This is a genomic window from Thermosynechococcus sp. PKX82 (assembly GCF_031583255.1).
Classification (GTDB): domain Bacteria; phylum Cyanobacteriota; class Cyanobacteriia; order Thermosynechococcales; family Thermosynechococcaceae; genus Thermosynechococcus.
Map to the genome: position 1 here is coordinate 414515 of NZ_CP134169.1, position 26687 is coordinate 441201.

The 26687-nt window shown below is 54.1% G+C and carries 21 protein-coding genes, 1 tRNA gene and 3 pseudogenes; 12 read left to right on the forward strand and 13 right to left on the reverse strand.

Features of this window, described 5'->3' with window-relative positions; all coding sequences use genetic code 11:
- Positions 1-8 precede the first annotated feature (8 nt).
- Entirely contained in the window at positions 9-929 is a 921-nt protein-coding gene (locus tag RHH53_RS01990) for an alpha/beta fold hydrolase (RefSeq protein WP_206200838.1), read from the reverse strand.
- Between the two features lie 83 nt (positions 930-1012).
- On the opposite strand from RHH53_RS01990, the gene sat reads away from it, so the two are divergent.
- On the forward strand, positions 1013-2209 hold the full coding sequence (sat, locus tag RHH53_RS01995; RefSeq protein WP_302678705.1) for a sulfate adenylyltransferase: 1197 nt from the start codon (positions 1013-1015) through the stop codon (positions 2207-2209).
- A 756-nt stretch (positions 2210-2965) separates the two neighbouring features.
- On the opposite strand, the gene RHH53_RS02000 is transcribed toward sat, so the two are convergent.
- Complete coding sequence (locus RHH53_RS02000; RefSeq protein WP_181495457.1) at positions 2966-3109, reverse strand: hypothetical protein; 144 nt, start codon at positions 3107-3109, stop codon at positions 2966-2968.
- A gap of 349 nt (positions 3110-3458) precedes the next feature.
- Here RHH53_RS02000 and RHH53_RS02005 point away from each other — a divergent pair, with 349 nt between their 5' ends.
- The 3 genes from RHH53_RS02005 to rlmB all read left to right on the forward strand — a co-directional run bounded on the left by RHH53_RS02005 (position 3459) and on the right by rlmB (position 7330).
- Positions 3459-5018 carry a glycoside hydrolase family 3 N-terminal domain-containing protein gene (locus RHH53_RS02005; protein WP_310744016.1) on the forward strand — a complete coding sequence of 520 codons (1560 nt, stop codon included), beginning with the start codon at positions 3459-3461 and terminating at the stop codon, positions 5016-5018.
- Between the two features lie 85 nt (positions 5019-5103).
- A complete protein-coding gene (locus RHH53_RS02010) occupies positions 5104-6414 on the forward strand; it encodes an META domain-containing protein (protein ID WP_206200841.1) in 1311 nt (436 codons plus the stop codon).
- Between the two features lie 28 nt (positions 6415-6442).
- On the forward strand, positions 6443-7330 hold the full coding sequence (gene rlmB, locus RHH53_RS02015; RefSeq protein ID WP_310744017.1) for a 23S rRNA (guanosine(2251)-2'-O)-methyltransferase RlmB: 888 nt from the start codon (positions 6443-6445) through the stop codon (positions 7328-7330).
- Here the strand turns inward: rlmB and RHH53_RS02020 are convergent.
- Positions 7327-8535: a 4-hydroxy-3-methylbut-2-enyl diphosphate reductase gene (locus tag RHH53_RS02020; RefSeq protein WP_206200843.1), complete on the reverse strand. Its 1209-nt coding sequence runs from the start codon at positions 8533-8535 to the stop codon at positions 7327-7329. The genes rlmB and RHH53_RS02020 overlap by 4 nt on opposite strands.
- Before the next feature lie 42 nt (positions 8536-8577).
- The gene (locus RHH53_RS02025) at positions 8578-9765 is read right to left on the reverse strand and encodes a 1-deoxy-D-xylulose-5-phosphate reductoisomerase (RefSeq protein WP_302679142.1); all 1188 of its coding nucleotides are present in this window, start codon (positions 9763-9765) and stop codon (positions 8578-8580) included.
- Positions 9766-9882: 117 nt separating this feature from the next.
- On the opposite strand from RHH53_RS02025, the gene RHH53_RS02030 reads away from it, so the two are divergent.
- Positions 9883-11061 carry a DNA double-strand break repair nuclease NurA gene (locus tag RHH53_RS02030; protein ID WP_310744018.1) on the forward strand — a complete coding sequence of 393 codons (1179 nt, stop codon included), beginning with the start codon at positions 9883-9885 and terminating at the stop codon, positions 11059-11061.
- A gap of 2 nt (positions 11062-11063) precedes the next feature.
- Here the strand turns inward: RHH53_RS02030 and RHH53_RS02035 are convergent, their stop codons facing one another.
- Complete coding sequence (locus RHH53_RS02035; RefSeq protein WP_310744019.1) at positions 11064-12554, reverse strand: hypothetical protein; 1491 nt, start codon at positions 12552-12554, stop codon at positions 11064-11066.
- A 117-nt stretch (positions 12555-12671) separates the two neighbouring features.
- Between RHH53_RS02035 and RHH53_RS02040 the strand changes: the two genes are divergently transcribed.
- The 4 genes and pseudogenes from RHH53_RS02040 to RHH53_RS02055 form a co-directional block, all read left to right on the forward strand.
- Positions 12672-13373, forward strand: a complete 702-nt coding sequence (locus RHH53_RS02040) for a YggS family pyridoxal phosphate-dependent enzyme (RefSeq protein ID WP_206200846.1) — start codon at positions 12672-12674, stop codon at positions 13371-13373.
- A 379-nt stretch (positions 13374-13752) separates the two neighbouring features.
- Positions 13753-14049: a hypothetical protein gene (locus RHH53_RS02045; RefSeq protein WP_310744020.1), complete on the forward strand. Its 297-nt coding sequence runs from the start codon at positions 13753-13755 to the stop codon at positions 14047-14049.
- 62 nt (positions 14050-14111) lie between these two features.
- A complete protein-coding gene (locus tag RHH53_RS02050; RefSeq protein ID WP_310744021.1) occupies positions 14112-14339 on the forward strand; it encodes a hypothetical protein in 228 nt (75 codons plus the stop codon).
- A gap of 232 nt (positions 14340-14571) precedes the next feature.
- Positions 14572-14964 (forward strand): annotated as a pseudogene (locus RHH53_RS02055) (transposase); the annotation flags it as partial.
- Positions 14965-14987: 23 nt separating this feature from the next.
- Here RHH53_RS02055 and RHH53_RS02060 read toward each other — a convergent pair.
- From RHH53_RS02060 to RHH53_RS02080, 5 genes and pseudogenes are all read right to left on the reverse strand, one after another.
- Entirely contained in the window at positions 14988-15368 is a 381-nt protein-coding gene (locus RHH53_RS02060; RefSeq protein ID WP_206200848.1) for a GxxExxY protein, read from the reverse strand.
- Positions 15365-16306 carry a GDP-L-fucose synthase gene (locus tag RHH53_RS02065; protein ID WP_310744251.1) on the reverse strand — a complete coding sequence of 314 codons (942 nt, stop codon included), beginning with the start codon at positions 16304-16306 and terminating at the stop codon, positions 15365-15367. The genes RHH53_RS02060 and RHH53_RS02065 overlap by 4 nt, the downstream gene beginning before the upstream one ends.
- Positions 16307-16308: 2 nt before the next feature.
- Positions 16309-16818 (reverse strand): annotated as a pseudogene (locus tag RHH53_RS13215) (GDP-mannose 4,6-dehydratase); the annotation flags it as partial.
- A gap of 1032 nt (positions 16819-17850) precedes the next feature.
- Positions 17851-18426, reverse strand: a pseudogene (locus tag RHH53_RS02075) (GDP-mannose 4,6-dehydratase); the annotation flags it as partial.
- Between the two features lie 3 nt (positions 18427-18429).
- Positions 18430-20190 carry a TolC family protein gene (locus RHH53_RS02080; RefSeq protein WP_310744022.1) on the reverse strand — a complete coding sequence of 587 codons (1761 nt, stop codon included), beginning with the start codon at positions 20188-20190 and terminating at the stop codon, positions 18430-18432.
- A gap of 225 nt (positions 20191-20415) precedes the next feature.
- Between RHH53_RS02080 and RHH53_RS02085 the strand changes: the two genes are divergently transcribed.
- The 3 genes from RHH53_RS02085 (at position 20416) to RHH53_RS02095 (ending at position 21457) form a co-directional block, all read left to right on the forward strand.
- Positions 20416-20507: transfer RNA gene (locus tag RHH53_RS02085), tRNA-Ser, on the forward strand.
- An 11-nt stretch (positions 20508-20518) separates the two neighbouring features.
- On the forward strand, positions 20519-20851 hold the full coding sequence (gene ndhS, locus RHH53_RS02090) for a photosynthetic/respiratory NAD(P)H-quinone oxidoreductase subunit S (RefSeq protein ID WP_310744252.1): 333 nt from the start codon (positions 20519-20521) through the stop codon (positions 20849-20851).
- Positions 20852-20854: 3 nt separating this feature from the next.
- Positions 20855-21457, forward strand: a complete 603-nt coding sequence (locus tag RHH53_RS02095; RefSeq protein ID WP_310453194.1) for an HAS-barrel domain-containing protein — start codon at positions 20855-20857, stop codon at positions 21455-21457.
- A gap of 83 nt (positions 21458-21540) precedes the next feature.
- Here the strand turns inward: RHH53_RS02095 and RHH53_RS02100 are convergent, their stop codons facing one another.
- The 3 genes from RHH53_RS02100 to RHH53_RS02110 all read right to left on the reverse strand — a co-directional run bounded on the left by RHH53_RS02100 (position 21541) and on the right by RHH53_RS02110 (position 26684).
- Positions 21541-21666 carry a hypothetical protein gene (locus RHH53_RS02100; RefSeq protein ID WP_302677173.1) on the reverse strand — a complete coding sequence of 42 codons (126 nt, stop codon included), beginning with the start codon at positions 21664-21666 and terminating at the stop codon, positions 21541-21543.
- A 2-nt stretch (positions 21667-21668) separates the two neighbouring features.
- Entirely contained in the window at positions 21669-22499 is an 831-nt protein-coding gene (locus RHH53_RS02105; RefSeq protein WP_302677174.1) for a M48 family metallopeptidase, read from the reverse strand.
- Positions 22500-22703: 204 nt separating this feature from the next.
- The gene (locus RHH53_RS02110) at positions 22704-26684 is read right to left on the reverse strand and encodes a DNA-directed RNA polymerase subunit beta'' (protein ID WP_310744023.1); all 3981 of its coding nucleotides are present in this window, start codon (positions 26682-26684) and stop codon (positions 22704-22706) included.
- Between the last annotated feature and the right edge of the window lie 3 nt (positions 26685-26687).

Below are 26687 nucleotides of genomic sequence, written 5' to 3' on the forward strand. Positions count from 1 at the left end.
CGTAGGACTCAACCCCTCACAAGTTCGTGGCTGCGCAACCAATCCAAAAGCAACGCATTGACGCGATCGGGCTGCTCATCGTGGGGACAGTGCCCCGTGTGATCCAACTCCACCACCTGCATCCTTGGTTGTACCTGTTGAAACTGCTGGCTCAGCATTGGCGGGATGAAGCGATCCTGTCGTCCCCAAATCAGCAATAGGGGTTGGGGCACGCTCTTGAGCATTGTCTTGGCACTCGGCCCAAAGTCCGTGCGGCTCATGGCGCGAATGATTTGCCCAAAGGCGCGATCGCTATCACGGTCATAGGCAGGGGTGAGCAGGATGTCCAGCAATTCATCATCCACACAGTTGGGGTTGGCGTAGGCCAATTGTGCCCAACGCTTGACAATGAAGGGACGGCGAATCGTGTAAAAAAGGGTGCGCAGCAGCCAAGGAGCCGTAAAAATCTGTTCAATTCCGCTCACAAGGGGAGCGATCGCCCTCGGAATCAACTCCTCGCGCACCGCTGGATCCGGCAGACTTAGCATCACCACCCCCGCCGCCATCTGCGGATAGCGATAAGCACAGGTCAGGGCAATCAACGCCCCAATGGAGTTGCCAACAATCACCGCTGGCTGCCCGACAATCTTTTGCCAAAAGGCATGAACCTGAGCCGCCCAAAACTCAGCCCCATAGGCCGCAATGGGCTTTTCTGCTGCCCCCAATCCTATTAAATCGAGAGCATAGGTCGGCTGATAGTCTCCCAAAACCCGAAGATTGTATCGCCAATGCCGTAGAGACGCCCCAAAGCCGTGGAGCAAAATCACTGGAGATCTCCCCTTCTTCTCATCTACAGCAGCAGGCCACCAAAAGCTATAGCGACTCTGCCATCCTCGCCAGCACCACTCCCGCTCGACGCCATAACGATAGGGGTCTACCAGTTGTCTCATGCACCTATTCGTCCAATAATGACTTCTATCTTAGTTATGAAGTTTTGCAACAGGTTCATCCAACCCCAAAAAGGAGTTCCACATTGAGTCCATCACCGACAGTACAGACAAAGGATGCGATCGCCCCCCACGGCGGTATCCTCGTCAATCGGATTCTCTCCTCCGAACAAAAACAGGCGTGGCTCGCCCGTGCCGATCAATTGCCCCGCATTACCCTTGATGAGCGCGCTGTCTCCGATTTAGAACTCATCGCCATTGGTGGCTTTAGTCCTCTGACGGGGTTTATGGGACAGGCCGACTACGAGCGGGTCGTTGAAGAAATGTACCTTGCCAATGGTTTGCCTTGGTCAATTCCCATTACCCTCTCTGTCAGTGCGGAGGTGGCTGCTCGCCTAGAAATTGGCCAAACCATTCGCCTCGATAACGCAGCGGGTCAGTTTTTGGGTATTCTCGAACTCACCGAAAAATATACCTATGACAAACGCCGTGAGGCGCGCTGTGTCTATCGCACTGAAGATGACAAACACCCCGGTGTCAAGGTGGTCTATGAACAGGGAGAAGTCAACCTTGCAGGCCCGATTTGGCTCCTAGAGCGGCATCCCCATCCCCAATTTCCCAACTACTGCATTGATCCGGTGGATTCCCGTGCCCTCTTCCGTGAAAAAGGTTGGCGCACCATTGTGGGGTTCCAGACCCGCAATCCGATCCACCGCGCCCACGAATATATCCAAAAATGTGCCCTTGAAATCGTCGATGGTCTCTTTTTGCATCCCCTCGTAGGTGCCACCAAGGAGGATGACATTCCCGCCGATGTGCGGATGCGCTGCTATGAAATCATGCTCGAGCACTACTTCCCCAAAGATCGGGTGATTCTGGCCATTAATCCGGCAGCCATGCGCTATGCAGGGCCACGGGAAGCGATTTTCCATGCCCTCGTCCGTAAGAACTACGGCTGTACCCATTTCATTGTTGGTCGCGATCACGCGGGTGTGGGGGACTACTACGGCACCTACGATGCCCAACATATCTTCGATGAATTTGATCCAGCAGCCTTGGGGATTATTCCCTTGAAATTTGAGCATGCCTTCTACTGCACCCGCACCCAGTCTATGGCCACCAGTAAAACCAGTCCCAGCAAACCCGAAGAGCGCATTCACCTCTCAGGGACAAAGGTACGGGAAATGCTGCGCCGGGGCGAATTGCCACCTCCAGAGTTTTCGCGTCCAGAAGTAGCAGCAGAACTGGCACGCGCCATGCGACAACCGCAACTCACGCCATAGCCTAAACATAAAACGAGGGGGTCAAGCTGATGGCAGCAAGACCCCTAACGAAGTTAGCAATGACGAAGTAACTCAACAACTAACGTGGACAAAACGTGGTTTTAGCTGGCGATCAAAACCCCCACTAGGCGATCTCAACCGATCAAGCTTGGAGCATGGACACTAGGTAATGGATTGCTGTCAACGTTGACGACCTTGGATACTAGGAGGTTACCTAGCTTTGCCTTAACTCCCATGGACGACAGGATGGGGACTTCGGCAGTAACCACACAAACGATAAGGCTGGATAAAGCGAGAGGACAACTATACAACGGTGAAGCTCAAAGGATTGGTTTTGATATTACTCGCAAGACAGGAGTGAGATTTATCTTGGAGTAACTTTGCTTTATCCCGAACTCAAGGACTGGGAGGCACAAGCCTTAAGTTCACTCTTATCGTTAACCTTTCTTTCTGTGCCTACTTTTAAGTTAGCATAGGCCTTTGGGAATGCTCAAATGTTAACGGGAAATTCAATATCTGAAATATTCCTTAACTGATTCTGAAATATGCCGTTAGATTCAGTGGTTGCAACCTTTTGGTGGTACCCTTAGCGCTGAGCGTTATTTCTAGGTTTTAACAGTTTGGGCGATCGCCCCAAGCTCATAAAAAACTGCACCAGCCCCATGATTGCCGCTATGGCGGAGCTGATGCGGAAGGAATACCAGTTATTTTTACCTGTAAAGTCTCTACAGGGATTCTGCTTGCGGAAGACAGTAACTAACTCTTACGGGAGGGTGTTCCCGTGAAGGGCTGTGCTCCTGTGGAAGGATAGTGATCATTGCGAGGGGTGAAGATGCGCCCAAATGCCTCCATCAAAAAGACCATCATACTTTGCAGTTTCTCACGTAGTGCTTTTAACATAGGTCAACTCCTAAAGAAAGCGATTTAGGCTTCAGCCTTTGGCTTAATGATTGAACACCGCAGGAAAAACTTGAAACTTGCTCTACCGGAGCAACGGAATCGGACTTTGCCTCAAGATCATTAGGTACAGCCCTTTTCACATGAATGGAACACACTCAAAACAACTAAGGCTCCTATAGAGGAGGTTCATTTCCCCTTATGCAGCCCGTACTTAGAAAAGGGCTGTAAAGGCTGTACTTTTAGTATAAAAAATCAGACCAGTGACCTGAGGGAGTTTGAGACAATTTTTTATATGCTGAATAAGAAAGTTATTCATTTGTGAAATTTTGCTCTGAATGAGATCACACCCATGACATTTATTCCCCCTCTTTCTGAGCTTTCGCTGCGGGCACAGGTGGCGCAGATGGTGGTTGTACGAGCCAGTGGCTACCTCTACGACAGCCAGATTCAGTATCCCGCTTGGGAGCCGCCCCAAAACACCTTAAAACACTGGATTAAAGACTGGGGAGTTGGTGGGGTGATTCTCTTGGGGGGCAGTGCCGTCGAAGTGGCAGAACGCTGTCGGCAACTCCAATCTTGGGCCACGATTCCACTATTACTAGCAGCGGATATTGAGGAGGGGGTTGGTCAACGCTTCAGTGGTGCCACACAATTTCCCCCGCCAGCAGCTTTAGGCGCCATTGCCCAAAAGAACCGAAAACGGGCGGTTGACCTTGCAAAGGAAATGGGGGCATACACCGCAGCCGAAGCTTTAGCCATTGGCTTGAATTGGGTTCTCGCCCCGGTGGTGGACGTGAATAATAATCCCGCAAACCCAGTGATTAATGTGCGCGCCTTTGGCGAGGAGCCAGACATTGTGAGTGCCCTTGCAACCGCGTTTATTCAAGGGGCACGGGCCTATCCAGTGCTCACAACGGCAAAGCATTTTCCCGGCCATGGGGATACAGCCACGGATTCGCATTTGGAACTGCCCGTGATTCCCCACGATCGCGATCGCCTGCAAGCTATTGAATGGCCGCCCTTTATTGCTGCCATTGCTGCCGGGGTGGATACCGTCATGAGCGCCCATGTCCACCTACCCGCCTTGGATGCCGAGCGACCCGCCACCCTGTCTCCCCCGATTCTCACGGGAATCCTGCGCCAAGAGATGGGGTTTAAGGGTCTAATTGTAACCGATGCCTTGGTCATGGGGGCGATCGCCAACACCTACGGTACCGCCGAAGCTGCCGTCAAAGCCGTAGAAGCAGGTGCCGATATTCTGCTCATGCCCTTGGATCCGCCGGCAGCCATTGAAGCGGTGGTTGCCGCCGTTGAGTCAGGGCGGATTCCTCCTGAGCGCATTCAGGCCGCTGTAGCCCGCATTCAAGCCGCGAAGGCTCGCCTTCAGCCTCTAGCATTACAGTTGGACTATTTCCAAACGACACCAGCCGTTGAGGTGGCCACCACCATTGCCCAAGAGAGTCTGGAACGTGGCGGTTCAGCCTTGCAACCTGTGCCCTTAGGGGTGAATTGTCTGATCGTGGATGATACTCTGCACGCTAGCTTTTTGAACCGTACTTGTCCCGCATTGACACTGCCCCCCACTTGGGGCTTTGACCAACGGGTGGTGATTGATCAGCAAACGCCCCTCACCATGATTGAGGGCTTCCCCAAGGCACCGACCTTAGTGCAGGTGTTTAGTCGTGGCAATCCCTTCCGAGGCAAAGCGGGTTTAAGTGCGCCAGCGATCGCCACCCTCGAACGACTGCAAGCCCAAAATCAACTGGCGGGTCTGGTGGTCTATGGCAGTCCCTACGCCTACCGCGAAATTGCCCAGCATCTGCACTCCGATGTGCCCCGCGTTTTTAGCTATGGGCACTACAGCATCGCCCAAGGTCTGGCTCTAGCGTCCTTGCTAAAGGTTTCCTGATCTTTTGCGAGGGAATCGATAGGGAACCCCTATACTCTCTGTACGTCCCTAGAGATACCCCCATAGAGCTTGGTCTTTCATCACCATGATTAAGTTTCCCACTGCGGTTGGCTTGGCAACGCTCTACACAGTCACCACAACGCTGGCGATCGCCCCCATGAGTTTCGCCGCCCCCCAGTCTTGGCTCGATCAACCGCCGCGCAACTGGAATCCCAACCTTCCTATCCTAGAGATTCCCCCACGGGGCAATCCTGATCCCAGTGAGTTGAACCGCTGTCGCAGCACCCTACGTTCTCCCCAATCCATGGCCGATCGCCTGATCCAACAGCGAGGCTGGTATCTCGTGGGCACCCCCATTCGCCATCAGAATGTGGAAATTATTCTTGGCAATAGTCGCTTTGATGGCATGTGTCGCCCGATGGGGTATCAGGCCTTTGTTTTTTCCGGAGGACGTTACTTGGGAACGCTATCGCCGAATCTCATGGATTCCCGCGCTGATGGCTCATTCCTAGGCGAGGTCAAGTTCCAAAACGATGGCACCTTCACCGCAGACTTTGCCCGCTACACGCCCAATGATCCCCTCTGTTGCCCCAGTCGCATCAGTACTGTCACCTATCGCCTCGAAGGGGGACTCCTACCCCTGCCGCGCTTGGTGCCTGTGGCGGTTTCCACACAAGCAACAGCAAATAACCCTCCCTCCCAACCCCCAGAACTGAGCCTCAGCGGTCAACGCTGGCGTCTCAGACGCATTGGCAATCAAGCCGTGCCAGTGGATACCGCCTTTATTGAGTTTGATAGTGCTAACCGCCGTGCCAATGGTTTTACGGGCTGTAATAGCTTTAATGGTGGCTACACCGCCAACGGCCCGCGGCTGCTTTTTGCCCCCTTAGCCACCACCCAACGCCTCTGCGGCCAAGAACCCCTTCAGAGTGTGGAAACCCAGATGCTACAGGGACTAAGTCGCACCAATCGCTACCGCGTTCAAGGAAATACGCTGCAACTCTTTGAGGGCAATCGCCTGCTATTAACCTTTGAAGCGGGTGCGACGGAAAGTCCCCTCAGTGGCCGCTGGCAACTGCAGCGCCTAGCCAATATGCCGATGCCACCGCGCAATCCCATGAATACGGCGTTTATTGAGTTTGATAGCAATGCCCAGCGAGCAACGGGCTTTAGTGGCTGCAATAACTTTAACGGTGGTTACAGCGTCAATGGCCAGCAATTGCGGTTTTCGGCAGTGGCGACAACGCGGCGCGCCTGTATTGGCCAACGGGCACAAAGGATGGAGATGTCGTTTTTACAGACCCTTGAGCAAACGAACCGCTACCGCATTGAGGGAAATACATTGACGTTCTATGATGGCGATCGCCCCCTTGCGATGTTTCAGCGAACACCCTAGGGAAGATCTGCAATCTTAGTGACTCTTCATGACCGAGAAACCTCGTCCCCGCAAAAAAAACCGACCGACCGCGACCCGCCCTCCTCACCCCCAGCGACGCACCCCAGCTCAACCAATTCGGAAAGCACCCCCACCCCCAACTGCCGAGGATGTCCCCGAACTCCTCTATGGTCGCCATGCCGTGCTCTCAGCCCTTGAAAGTGGCCGCCCCTGCAACCGTATTTGGGTGATTCCCTCGCTGCGCTATGATCCACGCTTTCATCAACGCTTGAATGACGCAAAACAGCAAGGAGCGATCATTGATACTGTAACCCCCGAACGCCTCGATCAACTGTGCCAAGGGGGGCGCCATCAGGGGATTGCCCTTCAGGTGGCTGCCTATCACTACTGGTCTCTTGAGGATCTCTTGGCCAAGGCCGCAACCGTGAATCAACCCGTTCTTCTAGCGGCAGATGGCATTATGGATCCGCAAAATCTCGGTGCCATGATCCGCACCGCAGAAGCACTGGGCATGCAAGGAATGATTATTCCTCAACGGCGAGCCGTGGGCATTACTGCAACAGTGGCCAAAGCCGCTGCAGGGGCGCTGGAGTATTTACCGGTGGCACGGGTGATTAACCTCAATCAAGCCCTTGAAACCCTGAAGGCGGCGGGCTATTGGATCTATGGCCTCTCGGAACGTGGCGCGGTGCCCCTACCGAAAATTACCTTCGATCGCCCCACCGTCTTTGTCGTTGGCAGTGAAGGGGAAGGGATTAGCCTACAAACCCAAAAACACTGCGATGAGATTGTCGCTATTCCCCTAGCGGGGCGCACCAATAGCCTCAATGCATCAGTGGCAGTCGGTATTGCCCTCTACGAGATCAGTTGTCAGCGATCGCCCGCTTGGGATTTGACCCAAGCATCAGAGGCCTAGGAAACCGCTACCACAGACCGCAGGGCAAAAATTTTATTGAGAACCGCCTCGACCACCTTATCGGGAGTGGAGGCACCGGACGTAATGCCAATGGTGATTGGGCGATCGGGCAGCCAGTTCTCGGTAACGGTGAGAGCGTGATGCAGCGGTTTGTGTTCAATGCGATTCCCCGGCCCAATGCGATCGGCAGAATCAATGTGGTAGGAAGGAATCCCATGTTCAATGGCAATTTCTTGAAGGTGGGTGGTATTCGAGGAGTTGTAGCCACCGATCACCACCATCAGATCTAAGGGTTCCTTGACCAAGTTCAGCATCGCATCTTGGCGTTCTTGGGTGGCATCGCAGATGGTATTGAAGCTCATGAAGTGCTCATTGAGGCGATCGGGACCATACTTTTGGATCATCGTGCGTTCAAAGAGTTTGCCAATTTGTTCGGTTTCCCCCTTGAGCATCGTTGTTTGATTGGCAATGCCGACCCGCACCAGATCGCGATCGGGGTCAAAGCCCGCAGAACAGGCCTTGGCAAACTTGGCCATGAAGGCCTCGCGATCGCCCCCTTTGAGGATGTAATCGCAGACATAGCGGGCTTCTTCGAGGTTGAGCACAATCAAATAGGTGCCCGCAAAGGAACTGGTGGCGATCGTTTCTTCGTGGTTGTACTTACCGTGAATGATCGAGGTGAAATTGACCTTTTTGTGCTTTTCAACACTGTGCCACACCTTCGACACCCACGGGCAAGTGGTATCGACAATCGTGCAGCCCCGCTCATTCAGCAGTTGCATTTCTTGGACACTGGCACCAAAAGCGGGCAAAATCACCACATCCCCTTGGCGCACCTCACTAAAGTCCTTTGCCCCATTGACCACCGGAATAAATTCCACGGCCATTTGCCGCAGGCGCTCATTCACCGAGGGATTGTGGATAATTTCATTCGTGATCCAGATGCGCTCGGTGGGAAAGTGGGTGCGGGTTTCATAGGCCAAGGCAACGGCACGTTCTACCCCCCAACAAAAGCCAAAGGCCTCCGCCAAGCGAATCGTTACATCCCCCTGTTGCCAGCGATAGCCATTGGCGCGGATTTGTTGAATCAGCGAACTTTGATACTCCCCTTGCAGCTGCTGGTTTACTTCCTCACCGTGACCAAAGCCTTTGCGGTGGTAGTTTTCGGAACTGTGTAGCGATCGCTTGAATGCGCGGGTATCCATTGGTTTTCCTCTGAAGCAATCTGTATGGTATTTTGACACACTCTATAGCGCAATCATGGGGCGAACTCCCCGTTGTGCCAACTCCTGTACCGTTTCTCGCGCCCAGCGATCGGCGGCCAAAATGTCCTCTAGGGTAGGGTTGTTAATGTTTTGGGCAGAGTAGCGATCGCAGGTCATCTCAATCAGGCGGGGAATCTCAAGGAACGAAATCGCCTCGGCAATAAAGAGCGCCACCGCCTGTTCATTGGCAGCATTCAGGACTGCCGGCATGGCTCCCCCAGCGCGACCCGCCGCATAGGCCAGCCCCATACAAGGATACTTTTGGTGATCCGGCGATCGAAAGGTTAAATCCCCCGCCTTCACCAGATCCAGTGCCGACCAATTCGTGGGAATTCGCTCTGGCCACGAGAGGGCATACAACAGCGGCAACCGCATATCTGGCCAGCCCAACTGCGCCAGCACGGAGGTATCCTGCAACTCAATCAGCGAGTGGATAATGCTTTGGGGATGGATCACAATCTCGATATTGTCGTAGTCCATGCCAAAGAGGTAGTGGGCTTCAATCACCTCTAGGCCTTTATTCATCAGGGTTGCCGAGTCCACAGTAATTTTGGGTCCCATTGACCAGTTGGGGTGTTTGAGGGCATCGGCCACCGTCACTTGCGAGAGTTTTTCCACCGGCCAATCACGAAAAGCGCCTCCGGAAGCAGTGAGAATAATTTTCCGCAGTCCTCCCTCGGGCACCCCCTGCAAACACTGAAAAATCGCCGAGTGCTCAGAATCAGCGGGCAAGAGCTTGACACCGTACTCCTGAAGCAGCGGCAAAACCACGGGCGCACCGGCAATCAGCGTTTCCTTATTGGCCAAGGCAATATCTTTACCCGCTTTAATGGCGGCGATCGTCGGCACCAGACCGGCACAACCAACAATGCCGGTGACCACAACATCGGCATCCCCATAGGCCGCTACCGTCGCAATACCGCATTCCCCCGCCACCAGTTGTGGTTTTTGGGGCAGATCGGCCAGTGCCGCCTCTAACTCTGGCAGTTGCTTGGCATCGGCAATACTGACAATCTCCGGCTGAAATTGGCGAATTTGCGGAATCAGTCGCTCCAAGTTGCGCCCGGCAGCAAGGCCAACAATACGAAAGCGATCGGGATATTGGGCAACAATGTCAAGGGTTTGGGTACCAATGGAGCCAGTGGAGCCAAGGAGAGTGAGTGCCTTCACAGTTTTTGGGGGAGGGTCAGTGGACACCTTAATATCTACCGCAGGAGGGGACACAAGGCAAACCCATACCTATTCCGTTGAGAATAGCAAGAGGCGTTTCTCTAGTCTTTCCCAGTCATGGTGTTACCCCTTTTCCAACTGGTGCAGCAACTAAATCATAAAAAGGCCGAATTTCTCAGCTATGACACCGCCCTAGCTCAGGTGCGACAGGCCTATCAACAGGCTCTCAAGACATGGCAGCAGCAAACCATTGCCGACATTACCGCTGCCATTGATCCGCAGATCCCAGATTGGGGGGCACGTCCTATTGAACCATGGCATCAGGGGTGGCGCATTCCCTTGGGGGTACAGTGGCCCCATCGTCAGGCGGCGCGGGAGTGGGCAATGACTCAACTCATGGATGTCACCACTGTGGCGGTGGATGGTTCCCAGATTGTGCCCAGTGAAGAGCTATTTTTGCCCGTGGGTGTGGTACAGGCGGGGTGGTTTCTCAATCCCCATCGGCGCGATCGCCCCTACGCCAAGGAAATTGTCCTTGAACTAATTACACCAGCGGAACTGCGCCAAGCGGAAGAACAGTTGCGACAGCCGCAAATTTATCGCTTCCACGAACGCTATATCCACCTGCGCCGCTTTGAACTGGAACTAAAAACCCTTCGGGAGCGCATGGCCGAGGTAACCGCACCCGCGTTGCTATTGTTTGATGGCTCCTTTGTGGCCACGTTTGCCGAGTCCTATGCCCCCGAGTGGCAGAGGCGATATGTGGCGGCACTGTGCCAAACCCTTGCCGCGAGCCGGCAACACCAGATTCCCTTGGTGGCCTATATTGATAGCTCTCAGGCACGGGATTTGGTGACCCTTTTAGGACATCTGGAGCAGCTGGCGCCGAGTCCCCACCTCTCGGATGCCCAACTGTTGAGCACGGTGTTGACCCAATGGGGCGATCGCTCCCCTGTGTTTATCTGCGATCGCGGCGGCATCCTTGAAAATTACGGTGCTTGGGCCAAGGGCATTGGCTTTTGCTACCTCAAGGCCCATCAAGGCTATCCCGTGCGCCTCGAACTCCCTCTCTGGCTCTACGAAGCGGGCTTACTGGATCAGGTGATTCGCTGGCTCTGCGGGGAGCTGATTACCGGTCAAGGCTATCCCTATGCCCTTGGAGCTGCCGATCAATTGGCCGTTCTCCAAGGGAGCGATCGCCAAGCCTTCCTCAAGCAATTGCAAGTCTGGGCAGAGGGCGTCGGCATGGAACTGCGCTTTAGTCGCAAATGGGTGAGTAAGCAGCAGCGGCGTTAGCTCTATTGGGACGAATTTTGCAGCGCCTTCAGTGCCTGTTCCAATTCCCCTTGCGACCTCGGCATCCAGTCTTTGCCCCGCAATCGCCGCAACATTTCTAGGGCTTCCTCACGGGTTTGACCAGTATTTTGTTGGTGCCGTTGCCAGAAGTCGTCCCACCAGCCGGGGGGTTCCTGCTTGCTGCCTGTGTATTCCGTGGGGCGCCCAGTGTCACCATCAATCACGAGGCTGCCGACATAATCGGCATTGCTATAGACCTTGGCAATTTGATCATGGATGTGGCGCATATCTTCGGCAGCAACAACGCCATTATCGGTGGCTTTATAAAATTGCACCGTGACGCGGATGGGGAAGCGGGGATCCCGCTCGATCGGCAGGTTATCAATTTCAGTGAAGGGGCCTTCCACCTTGCCATAACTAATGACTGCCGCCTCGACATTGGAGCGACCAGCGCTAGGTGCTGCCTCCATGAGGGCGGGGGCGGGCATCGAGAAAGGGGGCATAACCGATCGGGGCCGAGGGGCTTGCTTCAGGGGCACTTGGATCAGCATCACCATATTCATTCCTGCTGCCTCCGCTTGGGCAGAGGTGATCTCGCCACCGCCGCTTCTCACTCCAAAATCACTGGCGCGTTGTCCCACTAGGCTCGCCCGTTCGCCATTCTTATTGAAAAATAATCGCTGTCCCCACGTCCTGCCGGCTTCAAAGGCATCCCGCTTGTTGTCAATAACGGTGGCACTGGTACCTTGGCGCGTGACCAAAATGGCTAAGACGGCTGGGTTCTTTTCATAGCTTTGGTAGTTAAACAGCACAGGGTTAAAGGTGGCTTCCCCTTGGGAGGGAATGGGTAGGAAACAGGCTTGGGCACTGACGAGGACATGGCTATCGCGATCGGCCAAAAGGGAGCGACGATTTCCTGCCCACGATCGCGGGTTGTGGAGATACTTGCGGAAGTTACCGAGAAATTCCTTGAGGTTGACCCGTTGGAGTGGCTTGCCCTTTTCATTGCCCACAAGGATAAAGAAGCGCTCAAGGGGAATATCCGCTGTGCGATCGCTAAAATTGGGAAAGCGAATCACGGGCATCAGACTCAGTTCATAACCCTTGGTGCGTGGGTTGTACTGCTGAATTTGAATCGTCATGTCACTGATATTAGGGCCGACGGCAGAGTTGTGGTAGCGAGCGGTGTCCTCCCATGTGATGTCAAGAATGTTCAAGCCATATTGCTCGGCAAGCCGCCGCGCTTCTGAGTTGTGGATCATGCTGCGGGTGCGCTCAATGACTTGGCGATAGCGATCATAATCAGCCACAGAAACGCGCGGTGGCGGTTCAGGTTTAGAGAGTGGCGAGGGGTTTGATTCAATTCCCCAATTGGGTTGACCTTGGGCAGAGGACATAAAGTTTTCTCCTGGGGAGAGCAACTTCCCCGCTAAAAGGGTACCGAGAGCGAGTAAACCAATGAGGCCAAGGGAGAGTTTGAGGGGCACAGCCATAGTAGCGTTCTGAATCCTACCCTCTAGCCTAGTCAAGGAGACTGAAAATCCTGCCATGGTTTCACTTTTTGCAACAGGGTTTTAGGATCAAAAAGCATCCTTGCCCGCAAATTGCCTGTGTTATCCGCTGCTGAAATTCGCGATCGCGCCACCCACCTCAAATCAACACTTCCCCCCCATGTCCGCCTCATTGCCGTGAGTAAGTTTATGCCAGCGGCCGCGATTCGGGCTGCCTACGAAGCTGGCATTCGGGATTTTGGCGAAAGTCGCGTCCAGGAAGCAGCCAGCAAACGCGCTGAATTGGCTGACCTCACGGATATTACTTGGCATCTCATTGGCCACCTGCAAACCAATAAAGTGCGGCAGGCGCTGCAACTCTTTGACTGGATCCACACCGTTGACCGCTGGAAATTAGCCGAGCGCATCAATGCCATTCTTAGGGAAACCGACACTCCCAGTCCCCACTGTCTATTGCAGGTGAAGCTCCGCCCCGATCCCCAAAAACACGGCTGGGAAAGATCCGAACTGGAAGCAGCCCTGCCCCAACTCGATGCCCTCTCCCATCTGCGCTGCTGTGGCCTAATGACGATTCTGCCCTTGGGGTTGCCTCCCGCAGAACAATTGCAAGTCTTTCAGGAATTGCGGGCTTGGGGCGAGGAACTGCGTACAAAACCGTGGCAGCAGCTGCAGTGGCAGGAGTATTCCATGGGTATGACGCAGGACTATCCCCTTGCGGTACAGGCCGGGGCAACCATGGTGCGCATTGGCACGGCGATTTTTGGCGATCGCCAAGCAACGCTAGAAATTCACCATGAGTAATGTCCTTGGAAGGGGTTGGTTCGGGAATCATCGCCGGTGGCGGAAAGAGGGGACTGCCCGGCGACCAAAGTTCAACGCTATCGCAGTGCTGATCGTAGTACTCAGGATCAGTGGTGACCCGCACCGCTTGGGGTAGGCCGGGGGCGAGGTAGGTCACATCTTTGCTACCAAGGCCAATTTTGACGGTGACGCCCGGCGGCAGTAGGTGGGGTTGCTCAAGCAGCGATCGCAAGTCGGCCAAGGTATAGGCGGGTTCAGACTGGGGCGGTAGGCTCAAGTCCAAATCAGGGACGGGATCGAGATCAACCGTAGCCGTAGGCGAGGTGGCGGCCATGGCGGCTAATTGTTCCACTAGTTGGGTCTGCGGTTGCTGCCGTTCTTGGCGACGACTAAAAATCAGGGTGGCAATAGTGCTTTGCAGATTGGCCGAAACGGGCTGAAGCGACAAAATGGGCTGCAAATTGCCGACAAAGGTTTTGAACTGGGCAATGCGCGGGCGAGGTACGTATTGCTGAGCAATTTCAAGGGGCATCGGGCCATAGTGGCGTTCCATGGCTTTGAAGAGGTGCGCCAGCATTCGCCAGTCTTCGCGGCTCGGAGCAGGGCTAGCAGTGAGTTCAAAAAAAGCGACAAAACTGCTCTGCTGTCCACCTTGGGGGCAAGCCCAAGAGATTGAGCAAGTCCCAAACTTCGATTCGGATCCACTTGCATGGGTGTCGCCGTGAGCAGCACTAAACCTTGGGTGCGATCCTTGAGGTGCTGCATCAGCCGCAGCAATTGGTTGGGGCGATCGCGGGAGAGGCCTTGCCGCCGCGCATGGTGGGCTTCATCGAGGGGGAATCTGCACCAAATGCTGGTGGATCACCTGTCGGAATTCATGCCCGCGGGCGATCGCCAGTGCTTCCTCGGGTGCCAGCTTCCAGTTGGGCGAAAGCGGAATCACCCCCCCACAGTAGGGACACGTAATCGTTCGCGCCCAGAGGAAATTTGTTGGGATAGCATTTGGGTTGGGTTCGTTAGGAAAGTAAGGTAATAGTCTCTCTTCCCGTCGCTTGAGAAATTCATTTTTGAGGCGGTTAAATTCCTCTAAGAGAGCTTTGCCATATTTGGCAGGCCATTCATAGGTGGCTTTTTGAACCAGAACAGCTACTCGTCGGGCAGAGTCAATTTTTCGTCTAGTTGCAACAGGATCGCAGCGCGAGGCCAACGAATTGATGGAGAGCGAGTGAGGAAGCGTCAGAAAAGAGAGAGTTGAGTCGCAGGACGGTATAGACACCAGAAAGACTTCATAGCGCCGATGCTGTTTTCAGGATATTTGAATGCGTTAGGGTTTGTGAGCTGGCTGAGTCAATACTGTTTGCCAGCGTTAGAGAAACGTTCCCTGTTGATGATGGATAATGCACCGATTCATCCGAAAGGGGCGATTCAGGCAGTGGTGAAAGCGGCGGGTCACGAGGTGTTATTTTTACCGAAATACTCTCCTGATTTGAATGTGATTGAGCACGACTTCAGTGCGTTGAAGCGAGCGCGGAGGTATGCAGGGTCAAACAGTTCGATTGATGAAGTGATTCGCAAGTATTGTGCTGGATGATGTCTCATTCTTGATTGGAATAGCTATAGGTTCACTTCAATAATTTGCGGCCGATCCCCTGCTGTAGAAGTGGAAAAGTTGACGACAACCCCTACAGGAATTTTGAGGGTTTCCATATACTTCTTGACTTGCTTGACTTCCTTATCGCCAATGTTCTGAACAGCCTTGAGTTCAACGACTACAACCGCTTGGCCATCGTCACGCACAATGAGATCGGGAATGGCCTCCCCCACAAAATAACCGTGAAAGAAAATCGGTACCTTGCGTTGTTCTTCGTACTCAATTTGCCGTTCCCGCAGGGCAACCTCAAAAGCTTTTTGATAGATGGCTTCGCTGAAACCACTGCCTAATTCTTGGAAGATGTCTTGGGCAATCTCCTGAATAAGCTGGATCCATTGTCTCATAGGGACGTAGCGTGCTGACGGTACCAAGCAATTGTACGTTCTAAGCCTTCTTTGAGGGGAATTTGGGCACGAAACCCAAAGGCCTCTTTTGCCTTAGTGGTATCTAGGCAACGTCGGGGTTGACCATTGGGCTTATCGGTTTGCCATTCAATCTGGCCTTGAAAGTCCATCAGGTCGCAGATGAGTTCAACTAAATTCTTAATGGTGATTTCTTCACCCGTACCGAGGTTAATTGGATCAGGATGATCGTAGGCTTGGGTGGCCATGACAACCCCACGGGCAGCATCTTCAACATAGAGAAATTCGCGGCTAGGGCTGCCATCCCCCCACACGGGAATCACCCTCTCCCCCTGTTGCTGAGCAATGTAAACTTTGCGAATTAAAGCAGGAATCACATGGGAACTCAGGGGGTCAAAGTTATCCCCCGGCCCATAAAGATTCACGGGCAAGAGATAGATACCATTAAAGCCATACTGCTGCCGATAGGCTTGCAATTGCACGAGAAGGGCTTTTTTAGCAATGCCGTAGGGGGCATTGGTTTCTTCGGGGTAGCCGTTCCAAAGATCGCTTTCTTTGAAGGGAACAGGGGTAAATTTGGGATAGGCGCAAATCGTCCCCACACAGACAAATTTCTTGACTCCCGCGCGATAGGCACAATCAATGAGTTGTGCCCCCATCATCAGGTTGTCATAAAAAAGTTCAGCGGGCTTGACTTGATTGAGGCCAATTCCCCCCACATGGGCAGCAAGGTGAATGATAATATCTTGGTTTTGAACGACGGCTTGGCAAGCAGAGAGTTGGCGTAGGTCGTAGTCGCGCGATCGCACCACTGTGATTTGCTCAGGCACTGCCCCGGCGTTTTGCAACTGCGCCACCACTTGGCGTCCCAAAAATCCCGCCCCACCGGTGACAAGAATCCTTTTTTTACTGAGATCCATCACTAGTCTGCCTTACTGATAAACTGCCGCTGGGCAATGAGATCCAGCACGGTGTCGGAGGTGGTTTTGGGGGTTGTTCCTTGAATCCCCACCGCATGGAGATCCGCTTCCACCATCAACGCCACCAGTTCCGGAAAGGTAACCGAGGGCTGCCAGCCCAAAACGGTTTTGGCTTTGGTTGGATCCCCCAAGAGTAAATCCACCTCTGTGGGACGCAAATAACGGGGGTCAAATTCCACATAGTCCTGCCAGTTGAGACCGACATGACCAAAGGCCAGTTCTAAAAATTCCCGCACGGAGTGGGTTTCGCCTGTGGCCACCACATAGTCATCGGGTTTCTCCTGTTGCAGCATCAGCCACATGGCACGCACATAGTCCTTGGCGTAGCCCCAATCTCGCTTCGCTTCTAGGTTCCCCAAATACAGCTTGTTTTGCTGGCCAGCCACAATGCGGGCAACGGCACGGGTAATTTTGCGGGTCACGAATGTTTCACCGCGCCGCGGGGAGTTATGGATCCAGCCTTGGCCAATACCGGCATGAAAGGTGCCAGAGGTGGTTGCCAAATCGAATACCCATCCTTCATGGGCGATCGCGTGGGCTTTAATGACTTCGTCCTTGGGTTTACAGAGATGCTGTCCCGATTGGGTGGTCTGGGGACTGTTCAAATTCAGCTTGTAGTAGGTGCGATCGCCCCGTTCTTCGAGGCCAAGGGTAATACGCTGCTCCAAGGTGGTGCTCACCAACCAATAGAGGCCTGCCGCCAATACGGGTGAAGCCGTGCAAAAGCCCTGAAATTCATAGGTACAAGGGGTAGTGCGCAAACCATCCCCAGCGTTAAAGCCCTCAAGAAACGCCAAGCGAGCCGCATGATCAGCGTTGAGAATGCGTTGGGGAATCCGCTTGTGACCCTCACGGGTATAGATTTGGGGGTAGAGGTAGCGGCCATAGTCGCAATTGCCATTGAGATGCAGTTGGGTCACAGGCTGAGCGTTTGGGAAGCTGCTCGCAGCAGTGTACTCACTGGTATATCCTGCGGCAACTTTTCGCCATGTGGCACTGACCCGCGCCAATAATTCTGGGTTTTGGCTAGCGACTTTCACTTTACCGTCAGGGGTAATATGCCCCTCTGCAACTAGAATCCCGAGGAGCCAAGCTTCGCTGGGGCTGACATCCACTTGCTCTGTAGGGGGGGGCAGATCAATGAGGGCAAGGCGATCGCCCACCTGAACCTGCTGTGTCTCCTTCGCACAGGGCGTTTCCCTATCGAGGACAAAAACTTGATGATCAGCAGTTGTTTCGTAGAGAGCCGCCCGTGCCATGATCCGATGAACGGTTTTATCGCCGCCATTCCAAGTGGCCGTCATGCAGGTCACACTGGTCCAGCCTTGGGCATCCCAGACCTCAAAGCGATCCTCGGGTGCCAAGTCGGTTGTGTAGCGCTTACCATGCTTCGGATCCGTGCGATGGGGAACAACATCGGCAATGGGCAGAATATCCATCAGTCCCCGCCGCCGCAGAATCACTGGTGTGGTGCCAGTCACACACTCGTGGTTAAAGAGAATCCCATTACAGGCAAAAAGATTATAGGCCTCGCGATAATTCACCGTTTGCCAGTGGGCATAGACCTTGGCACAGGCATAGGGACTGCGGGGATAAAAGGGGGTCGTTTCCCGCTGCGGCACTTCCTGCACAAGGCCAAACATCTCCGAGGAACCCGCTTGGTAAAACTTCACCTGTTTGCCCGTGCGCTCTTGGTATTCGCGAATCGCCTCTAGGAGTCGCAGCGTCCCCATGGCCACCGTTTCGACGGTGTATTGCGGCGCATCAAAGCTCACCCGCACATGGGATTGCGCTCCCAAATTGTAAATTTCATCGGGCTGGCTCAGTTCTAAAATCCGCCGTAGGGTACCGCCATCGGTGAGATCGCCATAGTGCAGGCGCAGAGCCGCCCCCTCTTGGTGGGGGTCAACGTAAATGTGGTCAATGCGATCGGTGTTAAAGGTGGAGGTGCGGCGAATAATGCCGTGAACTTCATAGCCCTTTTCAAGCAGGAGTTCACTCAAATAGGAACCATCTTGACCTGTGATACCCGTAATTAATGCCCGCTTGCGATCGCCCATCCTTTATTGCCTTGTGCCTAAACGTGTTTGTTCTGGATAGCCCACAGCCCGCTTTAATGCGGCTAGGGAGCGATTATAGTTCAAAATGGCAGCAAGAAGGTTCCCTTGGGCTTGGGTCAAATTCGTTTCGGCATTGGTGACTTCTTGTTGCGTTCCTACCCCCGCTTGAAAACGCAGCCGAGCGAGGCGCAGCCCTTCAGTGGCTTGGGTAACTGCTGTTCGTGCTGTAGCAATGTTTTTCTCATTGGCTCTGAGATTGGTGTAGGCTGTTTCCACCTCTAGGCGGATGATGTTTTTCTGATTGGCATATTGTTCCTCAGCAGTTGCTGCAAGGGCTTCTTGGCGAGCCGCACTGGCGCGGGCATTGCCGCCATCAAAGAGGGCTAATTGCATTTGCAGTCCTACCCCATAGCCAAAGCGAGGTGCCAGATCATCCGTGACCTTGTCCAGCAGATTGCCACTGGCAAAGAGACTCAGTTGGGGACGGGTAGCCGCCAATACTACCTGACGATTGTTCAGGGCAATCGTGCGCTGTAGCAGCCGCTGCTCTAGCTCAACACGGTTCTGATAAGCAAGGAGAATACTATCCTCAAGGGAAAGTGACCATTCTTCAGCGGGTTCGACACGGTCAGCGATCGCCACATCCACCGTCTGATTCACATTCAATCGCTGTGCCAACTGTCGCCGGGTGGTGATTTCCAAATGGCGCGCTTGGCTCAAGTTTTGCTGGGCATTGGCAAGGTTCACCTCGGCAGTTAACACATCCAATAGAGTGCCAATCCCGGCTTGCTCAAAGGCCGTCGCATCCCGCAGGGTCACTTGGGCATTGGCTACGGCAGCTTCAGCAATTTGCACCTGAACCTTGGCCTGTTGTGCCAAGTAATAGTCATTGGTTACCTCAAGGATCAGTTGCTGGCGTTGACGCTGTACCTCCAGTTCACTGAGGCGCACTTGGTTGCGAGCTGCTGCAATGGCCGCCGATCGCCCGCCCCCAGCAAAAAGGGTATAGTTCATCACCAAGGCTGCGTTGGCAGTGGCGCCAGGCGTTGCGCCAAAAAGGTTGGTGAAAAAATTCCTGTAGTTCAATTGATTCAGTGGCGAAAGGGTAATTGGCCTGAAGTTGGAGGGGGTAGCCGCCTGACTGGCACTATTTTGCAGTTGTTGCAGTTGCTGTTGCAGCTCAAGGTTTTGCTGATCTGAAAATGCTGTGAGTTGCGGGCCTTGAAATCGCTGTTGCAGCTGTTGCACCTGAGTATTCAAAATACGGCTGGCAGCCAGTTGCTGCGTGAGAAGCTGTTGCTGCGCCTGTTGCTGTTGCTGCTGTTGCAAGGAGAGTTGCTGCTGAAAGTTGAGGGGCAGGTAGGCAGGCTGGCCACCGGGGGAGGTATTTTGGCCAATGCTGGCTTGAAACGCAAGGGTGGGATAAAGCTGTGCTTGCACCTGTCGCAGTTGTGCCCGTGCCTGTTGTAGTTGTAGCTCACTAATCTGGAGGTCAAGGTTATTGCGAAGGGCCACCTCAATCGCTTGCTCGAGGGTGAGGGGTTGCTTGAGATCAATGTTGACCGTTTCAGGAAGCGCCAGTTTATTGGGATTGGGGTTGAGGGGCGTAAGGGCATCCAAGGCTGGTATTTGAGAAGAAGATGCCTGTGCCACTGGCGTAGTGGTGGGTGTAGCTTGAACTAAGCTAGGCAGCGTCACTGTGGCGATCGCGAGGAGTCCGGCCATCAGCATTGTCTTGGGATTCAAGGCAAGAGCATTCATCATGAGGACTTAGACGCACAACCTACTCAACTCAGCCCCTAGAGGAATTCGCCTAAGCACCGCTAAAGCTTGCCAGCATCCAGCCATGTGCTTCACTCCCACAACACACCCATTCTGCAAAACTCTAGCATGGATTCTCGATTGCGATCGCCCCCTAGAGCAACAGCCGCAGACCACGAGGATTGAAAAGGGGGAGAAAACTGATCTACAATAAGGAACCCTCAAAAAGGAGAGGTGGCTGAGTGGTCGAAAGCGGCAGATTGCTAATCTGTTGATAGGCAGGTAACTCCTATCCGAGGGTTCGAATCCCTCCCTCTCCGTTGAAGAAAAGATCATCAAACCAATAGCTGACACTTATCCTTTGCTACCCCTCAGCAAAGCGCGAACGGGGCAAGGGCAGGAGATAATGAATTCACATAAACATCTTTGGGATAAGACGATGGCCAGCGACTTAGCAATGATAATTCTCCCCGGTATGACCGTGAAGGTCACCAATCCCAACGATACCTACTACCAATTTCAGGGGATTGTACAGCGGGTTACAGATGGCAAAGTGGCAGTGCTCTTTGAAGGCGGGAACTGGGATAAATTGGTTACTTTTCAGACCAGTGAGCTAGAGCCAGTGGTGACCACGCCCAAGGGAAAAACGAAAGCGAAAAAGTAAACGATGGCGCGGCGATCGCCTCCCCCCCAGCCCTTTGCGGAAATTATCCAGACAGCAACGGATCACTGCATTGCGCAGTGCCACGAACCCGCTAGCCTCGATTTTCCCGTGGTGCCCGCCTTGGGTAGTTGGGTGCGGATTCCTGAAGGCGATCGCGTCATTTATGGCGTTGTTGCTTATGTAGTAACGGCTCCCCTCGACACCATTCACCGTGCCACCGCCTTGGGGTTATCGTTGGAGCAACTACGGCAAGAGCAGCCCCATATTTTTGCCATGTTGAAAACTGAGATCACGATCGCCATCACTGGCTTTCAGGAACAGGAACGCTTTTATCACCACTTGCCCCCCCGCCCACCCCAAATGCACCAGCAGGTCTATGGCTGTCCTGTTGAGGAAGTGATTGCCTTCAGTGGTACATTGACCTTTTTGCGAACACTGTTGACCCTGCGCTATGGTCCCGGCGATGCCTTGGTGGCGGCAACGCTGCGTTCCTTGTATCAACTCCGCCAGCGCGATCGCCAGTGGCTGGTGCAGGCAGCCCAATACCTGAACCGACTCCTCAAGGATGACTACGATCGCCTGCGGGGCATTATCGAGCAGTTATGATAGCGGGCAAAACAAAAGCAATCACAATCCCCAGCAAAATAACAATTTCTAGGCTCAACAACACTTGATTGGAAGGCTTGAGCCTACCGCCACGCCACCAGTTCCCGATCCGCCGCTCCTCTGGAATGAAAAGCGAGGAGTGCCAAAATCGCGATCGCCCCATGGGCAAGGCGCAGCAGAAGGGGTTGATAGGGAATCGGTTTGGCCATCGTTATTGACGAGCGGGATGTAATTGCTTGACGAGGCGATCGTACTGCTGCGTTTCCGCCCAATCTAGAATTTCCCGTGCCCGCAGCACCGGTAGTGGGTGAGTCAGTTGACTGGCCTGCAATTCCTTGAAAAGGTTGTACCAACCCCGATCAGCGGCCTCATAGTCACGTGCTTGGGCAATGAAGGCATCGAGATTCAGGCGATCGCTCCACTGGGGCGAGCCACCACAGAGTTTCATCAGCACCGAGGCCACAACCCGCGGGTCTTGGGTCACCAACAAGGCCGCGCGATCGCAGGTGAGTTCAGCACAGCGCAACCAATGCATCAATTGGGTTTGCAGTCCTTGCGCCAAGAGCAAGCCCCAAGGGGAGAGTTGACTGGTGGCAAACAGCAGCAGGTTGGCGATCGTCAGATACACGCCATGCTCGCACTTGAGATGTCCCAACTCGTGCGCCAGTACTGCCTGCAATTCCTTGGGTGTCAGCAATTCCACAAGGGAGGAGTGCAGTACCACAAAGGGCTGCTTGCCCCGCATGGCAAAGGTATAGGCATTGGGGACAGGATGCTGTTTCAGATACAGTTGGGGTGGCTCTAGGCCTAAAATACGGCAAGCCTCGATATGAAGCCCGTAAATGTCTGGAAGTTGCTGTTCACTTAGGCGCAGACTGCTGCCAATATTTTCAAGATAAAAGGCCTGCTCCGCCACCGAACCTAGGAGCGATCGCACGAGAAGATCTAACCCCGGCAGTTGTTGGAGGGCTTGGGTGGCCTCGCGATCGCAGGGATGACGAAACTGATCAGCCCTCAGGCTGGAATACGCTGGAACAGGCATGAAATCGTGATTTTTACTTTGACCCCTCTACTGCCAATTTTAGGGTATGGCACAGGTTTCTCGCATCCCTGCCAAAACGTTCGGCGGTGTTGGGCATGATCTGCGACCTGAGACCAAAAAAAGCTACGGCAAGTGCACCCATCGCTTGCTCCTAGATTAGGTGCTCACCTTTACCGTAGCCTTCTTTAGTCAAGGGAGTTTTAGTTAAAAGGCGTCATCCTCCTCTTCCTCCCCATAGTCATCGTCCTCGTCTAGGAGTTCGTCCTCTTCATCGTCAGCATCACTACTGGCGAATTCAAAATCGCGAGTCCGTCCAGTGATTTTTTCAATCACGTGGGGCGCCGTTTCATCGTCAATGAGGACATCCTCACCGAGGTCAGCGGTCACATTGACCGTCATTGAGGGGGGTTCGGGTTCAGGGCTGATAACGTGGGTTTGACCCAAGCGATCTTCACCCTCTTCCCACTCTTCGTCGCCGTTGCTACTTTCCTCGTAGCTGTTGAAGCCGGTGCCCGCTGGGATGAGACGGCCAATGATGACGTTTTCCTTGAGTCCCCGCAGCCAATCGGACTTGCCTTCAATGGCTGCTTCCGTGAGTACCCGTGTTGTCTCTTGGAAACTGGCGGCTGAAATAAAGCTATCGGTATTCAGCGAAGCCTTGGTAATCCCCAAGAGGACAGGGGTATATTGGGCAGGTGCACCACCGGTGAGTGCCATGGGTTCGTTGGCTTGCTCCGCTTGGCGCAGACTCATGAGTTCCCCAGAGAGAACGATTGTATCGCCGGCATCATCAATCCGTACTTTCGAGGTCATCTGGCGGACGACCACCTCAATGTGTTTATCGGCAATCTCAATCCCTTGGGTGAGATACACCGACTGCACCTCATTGACCAAGAAGGATTGCACCTTCTCAAGGCTAATTTGGGCAGCTTTGAGCAACCCTTGGGGTTTGTAGTACTCAAAGTAAATGGAGAGGATGTCGTGGGGATCCACAGGGCCATCGGTGAGGGGGTCAGCGAGATTGACCTTTTGACCATCCACCACCAAGGGGTTTTGACCCGGCAGGACAGGGTATTCCTGAATCGTGCCATCCTCTTCAATGACTTTGATATCTACGCTGTCATCACTGTTGTAGGTGACTTGACAGGTGCCGGGGCGCACAGCCAGCACGCATTTTTCCTTGGGATGGCGCGCTTCAAGGAGTTCTTCAATCCGAGGTAACCCCTGAATAATGTCCCCCGTTTTCGCCCGCTCAAACACCAACAGGGCGAGGTTATCCCCGCGCTGCACAAGGTCACCGTCCTCAATTTGCAGCACTGCCCCCGGCGAGACAAGGTAGGGACGAGCTAAGCGCAGGATCACGTGCTCATCGGCCACCGCCATGACCGCTGCTGTTTCTGGGGCAGTCACCCCCTTGGCCAGTTCATCGCCGGGACGCACGAGATCACCAACTTTGACCGTGGGTTTAGCCCCGTTGGTCTCGATCCGCAGGCAATCGCTCTCAGTAACGACCAGAATACGGCGAACCGATTCCCCACTGCGCAAGATCCCCTGCACTTCACCTGCCTGCTTGGCTTTGATGTCCGTGCGGGCAATCACGGCACCGGGGCCAATGTGATCGCCATCCTTGACCAAGAGGGAAGTAAACGTACTGCCTTGGGTTTGATCGGCAGCAATGTCACGGCGAATCACCAAGGATTCCAGAATCACCAGTTGAAGGCGCTGGGCTTCTGGATCCACCTCATCCGTCACAATTTCAATGTCAGCAGCCAGTTGGGGGGCTTCGCTGCCAATTTCAAGGACTAACTGTGTCCGCAGCAGATCAACGCCATCAACGGACTTAACTCGCTCATCGTGTTTGTAGGGCAACCGCTGCACAGCCCGCAGGCGAATGGACTGTCCTGAGCTATCACTGGAGTCTTGGCTGGGTACCGATGGCTCATCAGGCACGCTAAATTCTTGGACGGGGCGCAGCAGAATCGCTGGTCCTTCGGGAGTGTCCTCCAGATAATCCACTTGCGAGAGGGTTTCGACCACAAGGCCGGGGAGTACCTCTTCACCCGGACGCGCCAACACACCATGCTTCAGCCGCGCGGCTTCCGGATCATCCACAAGGTGCAGTTCGCCGGGCTTGATAATAATTTCCCGCAGGATGTCGTTTTTCTGGATGACTTCGACGACACCGCTGTTTTGACAGAAGATGTCCTTGACAACCTCCGTCCCTGCTTCGACGTATTGGTTGTCCTCGACCATGAGCAGCGAGATGTCTTTATTGACCTCATGGGTTTCTTCGGGAATCCACAGGAGCGTCCCCCCCTTGAGGACTTCGTAGCCCTGCTTGGCTTTGCCTTTTTTGGCCACTTCAATGTCGGCATATTTGAGGATACCGCCAGTCGTGGTGTGGTAGCGATCGTCAATGAGTTCGGCCACCACTTGACCATTGGCGACTTTCGTACCGGGGGCAGCTTTCAAGGAGAAGCGCTGACCAGTGGCGGTTTCAATAATGTAATGCTCGCGTCCCTGCTGGGTTTCTTTGAGCACCTTGGCTTTATCGAGCATCACCGAGGCAGTAATAATTTCCACCTCGCGACCGCCTTTGCTGTCCTGTTGCTCAGGGAGACGCACGACACCGCCATGCTCGGTTTTCACCGTGGTTTCTGCAAGCACGGCTCCGGCTTCAATGCGATCGCCATTTTTCACCACTGGCTCCGCACCGGGGGGCAGGTTATAGACTTCCCCAGACAGTACCCAAATCAAGCCACCTTTGGGGGCAATGCGCGTTGTGGTGCCTTGGCGATCGCGCTTCTCCTCTGCTTCGAGGTTGACGAACTTCACTTGACCCGCCAAATCCGAGGCCACATCCTTGGTCACTTTCTCCGTGGACTTGCGGACACTGCGGGAGGCCTGCGCCACTTCCGCCAACAATTGACCCGCTGCAACGGTTTCACCCTCTGCCACTAGCACAATTGACCCTTGGGAGAGGTCAAATTCTTGGCTTTGCTGACCACCTTTGATCACAAGCTTGCCAGCGGTTTCGACAATAAAGGCATCATCCCCGTGACGAGTGCGGTAGGGACGTACCCGTAATTTCTTGCCGTACTCCACCGTGCCAGCAAAGGGAGCGCGTTCTTGGCGAGCCACTTCCCCCGTAAACACCCCACCGGTGTGGAATGTGCGCATGGTCAACTGCGTACCGGGTTCACCAATGGATTGAGCCGCAATAATCCCTACGGCTTCCCCCATATCCACCAGTTGGGCATGGGCAAGGCTCCAGCCGTAGCAGAGACGACACACAGAGCCAGTGGCCTCGCAGGTGAGGGGCGATCGCACCACTACTTCTTCGATACCCGCATCAACAATTTTCTTCGCTAGATCAGCAGAGATGGCTTGATTTTTGGCCACCAGCACTTCGCCCGTTTCCGGATGGCAGACATCATTGAGCACCACTCGACCCAAAAGCCGATCCTCTAGCGCCAGTACCTTATCCCCCACCGTCATACTGCGCAGCGTAATGCCCCGCTCCGTTTCACAATCCTCTTCGCGGATAATCACATCTTGAGAGACATCCACCAAGCGCCGGGTCAGGTAACCGGAGTCCGCCGTCCGCAGTGCTGTATCCACCAGTCCTTTACGCGCACCGTAGGAGGAGATAATGTACTCCGTCACCGTCAGCCCTTCGCGGAAGTTGGTTTTAATCGGCAGGTCAATGATTTCCCCTTGGGGATTGGCCATTAACCCCCGCATTCCCACCAACTGGCGCACCTGCGAGAGGTTCCCCCGTGCCCCCGAGAAGGCCATCATATACACGGAGTTGAGGACATCAGTATTACGGAAGTGCCGCACCACCTCGTTTTTCAGTTCTTCGTTGGTGGTGTTCCAAGTGTCAATCACCTTCTGGAAGCGTTCCACCTCCGTAATTTCACCCCGCGAGTAGCGCTCTTGAGCGGTTTTAATTTCCTTTTCAGCGGCTTCGAGGAGTTCCTGTTTTTTCGGGGGCACGAGCAGGTCATCAACACTGATGGAGACACCGGCGCGGGTGGCATAGCGAAAGCCAAGGTCTTTGACTTTGTCGGCCATTTCCGCTGTGCGGGCGGTGCCAAAGTTGCTAAACGACCAAGCAATTAGGTTCCGCAAGCCTTTTTTGTCAATGATGCGGTTAAAGAAAACAGGCTTTTTCTCAGTCATGGT

Excerpts from the sequence above, each read along its gene's own strand:
- RHH53_RS01990 (WP_206200838.1), bottom strand. The coding sequence starts at position 929 with ATGAGACAACTGGTAGACCCCTATCGTTATGGCGTCGAGCGGGAGTGG.
- RHH53_RS02000 (WP_181495457.1), bottom strand. The coding sequence starts at position 3,109 with ATGTTAAAAGCACTACGTGAGAAACTGCAAAGTATGATGGTCTTTTTG.
- RHH53_RS02005 (WP_310744016.1), top strand. The coding sequence starts at position 3,459 with ATGACATTTATTCCCCCTCTTTCTGAGCTTTCGCTGCGGGCACAGGTG.
- RHH53_RS02010 (WP_206200841.1), top strand. The coding sequence starts at position 5,104 with ATGATTAAGTTTCCCACTGCGGTTGGCTTGGCAACGCTCTACACAGTC.
- rlmB (WP_310744017.1), top strand. The coding sequence starts at position 6,443 with ATGACCGAGAAACCTCGTCCCCGCAAAAAAAACCGACCGACCGCGACC.
- RHH53_RS02020 (WP_206200843.1), bottom strand. The coding sequence starts at position 8,535 with ATGGATACCCGCGCATTCAAGCGATCGCTACACAGTTCCGAAAACTAC.
- RHH53_RS02030 (WP_310744018.1), top strand. The coding sequence starts at position 9,883 with ATGGTGTTACCCCTTTTCCAACTGGTGCAGCAACTAAATCATAAAAAG.
- RHH53_RS02035 (WP_310744019.1), bottom strand. The coding sequence starts at position 12,554 with ATGGCTGTGCCCCTCAAACTCTCCCTTGGCCTCATTGGTTTACTCGCT.
- RHH53_RS02060 (WP_206200848.1), bottom strand. The coding sequence starts at position 15,368 with ATGAGACAATGGATCCAGCTTATTCAGGAGATTGCCCAAGACATCTTC.
- RHH53_RS02065 (WP_310744251.1), bottom strand. The coding sequence starts at position 16,306 with ATGGATCTCAGTAAAAAAAGGATTCTTGTCACCGGTGGGGCGGGATTT.
- RHH53_RS02080 (WP_310744022.1), bottom strand. The coding sequence starts at position 20,190 with ATGATGAATGCTCTTGCCTTGAATCCCAAGACAATGCTGATGGCCGGA.
- RHH53_RS02095 (WP_310453194.1), top strand. The coding sequence starts at position 20,855 with ATGGCGCGGCGATCGCCTCCCCCCCAGCCCTTTGCGGAAATTATCCAG.
- RHH53_RS02100 (WP_302677173.1), bottom strand. The coding sequence starts at position 21,666 with ATGGCCAAACCGATTCCCTATCAACCCCTTCTGCTGCGCCTTGCCCAT.
- RHH53_RS02105 (WP_302677174.1), bottom strand. The coding sequence starts at position 22,499 with ATGCCTGTTCCAGCGTATTCCAGCCTGAGGGCTGATCAGTTTCGTCAT.
- RHH53_RS02110 (WP_310744023.1), bottom strand. The coding sequence starts at position 26,684 with ATGACTGAGAAAAAGCCTGTTTTCTTTAACCGCATCATTGACAAAAAA.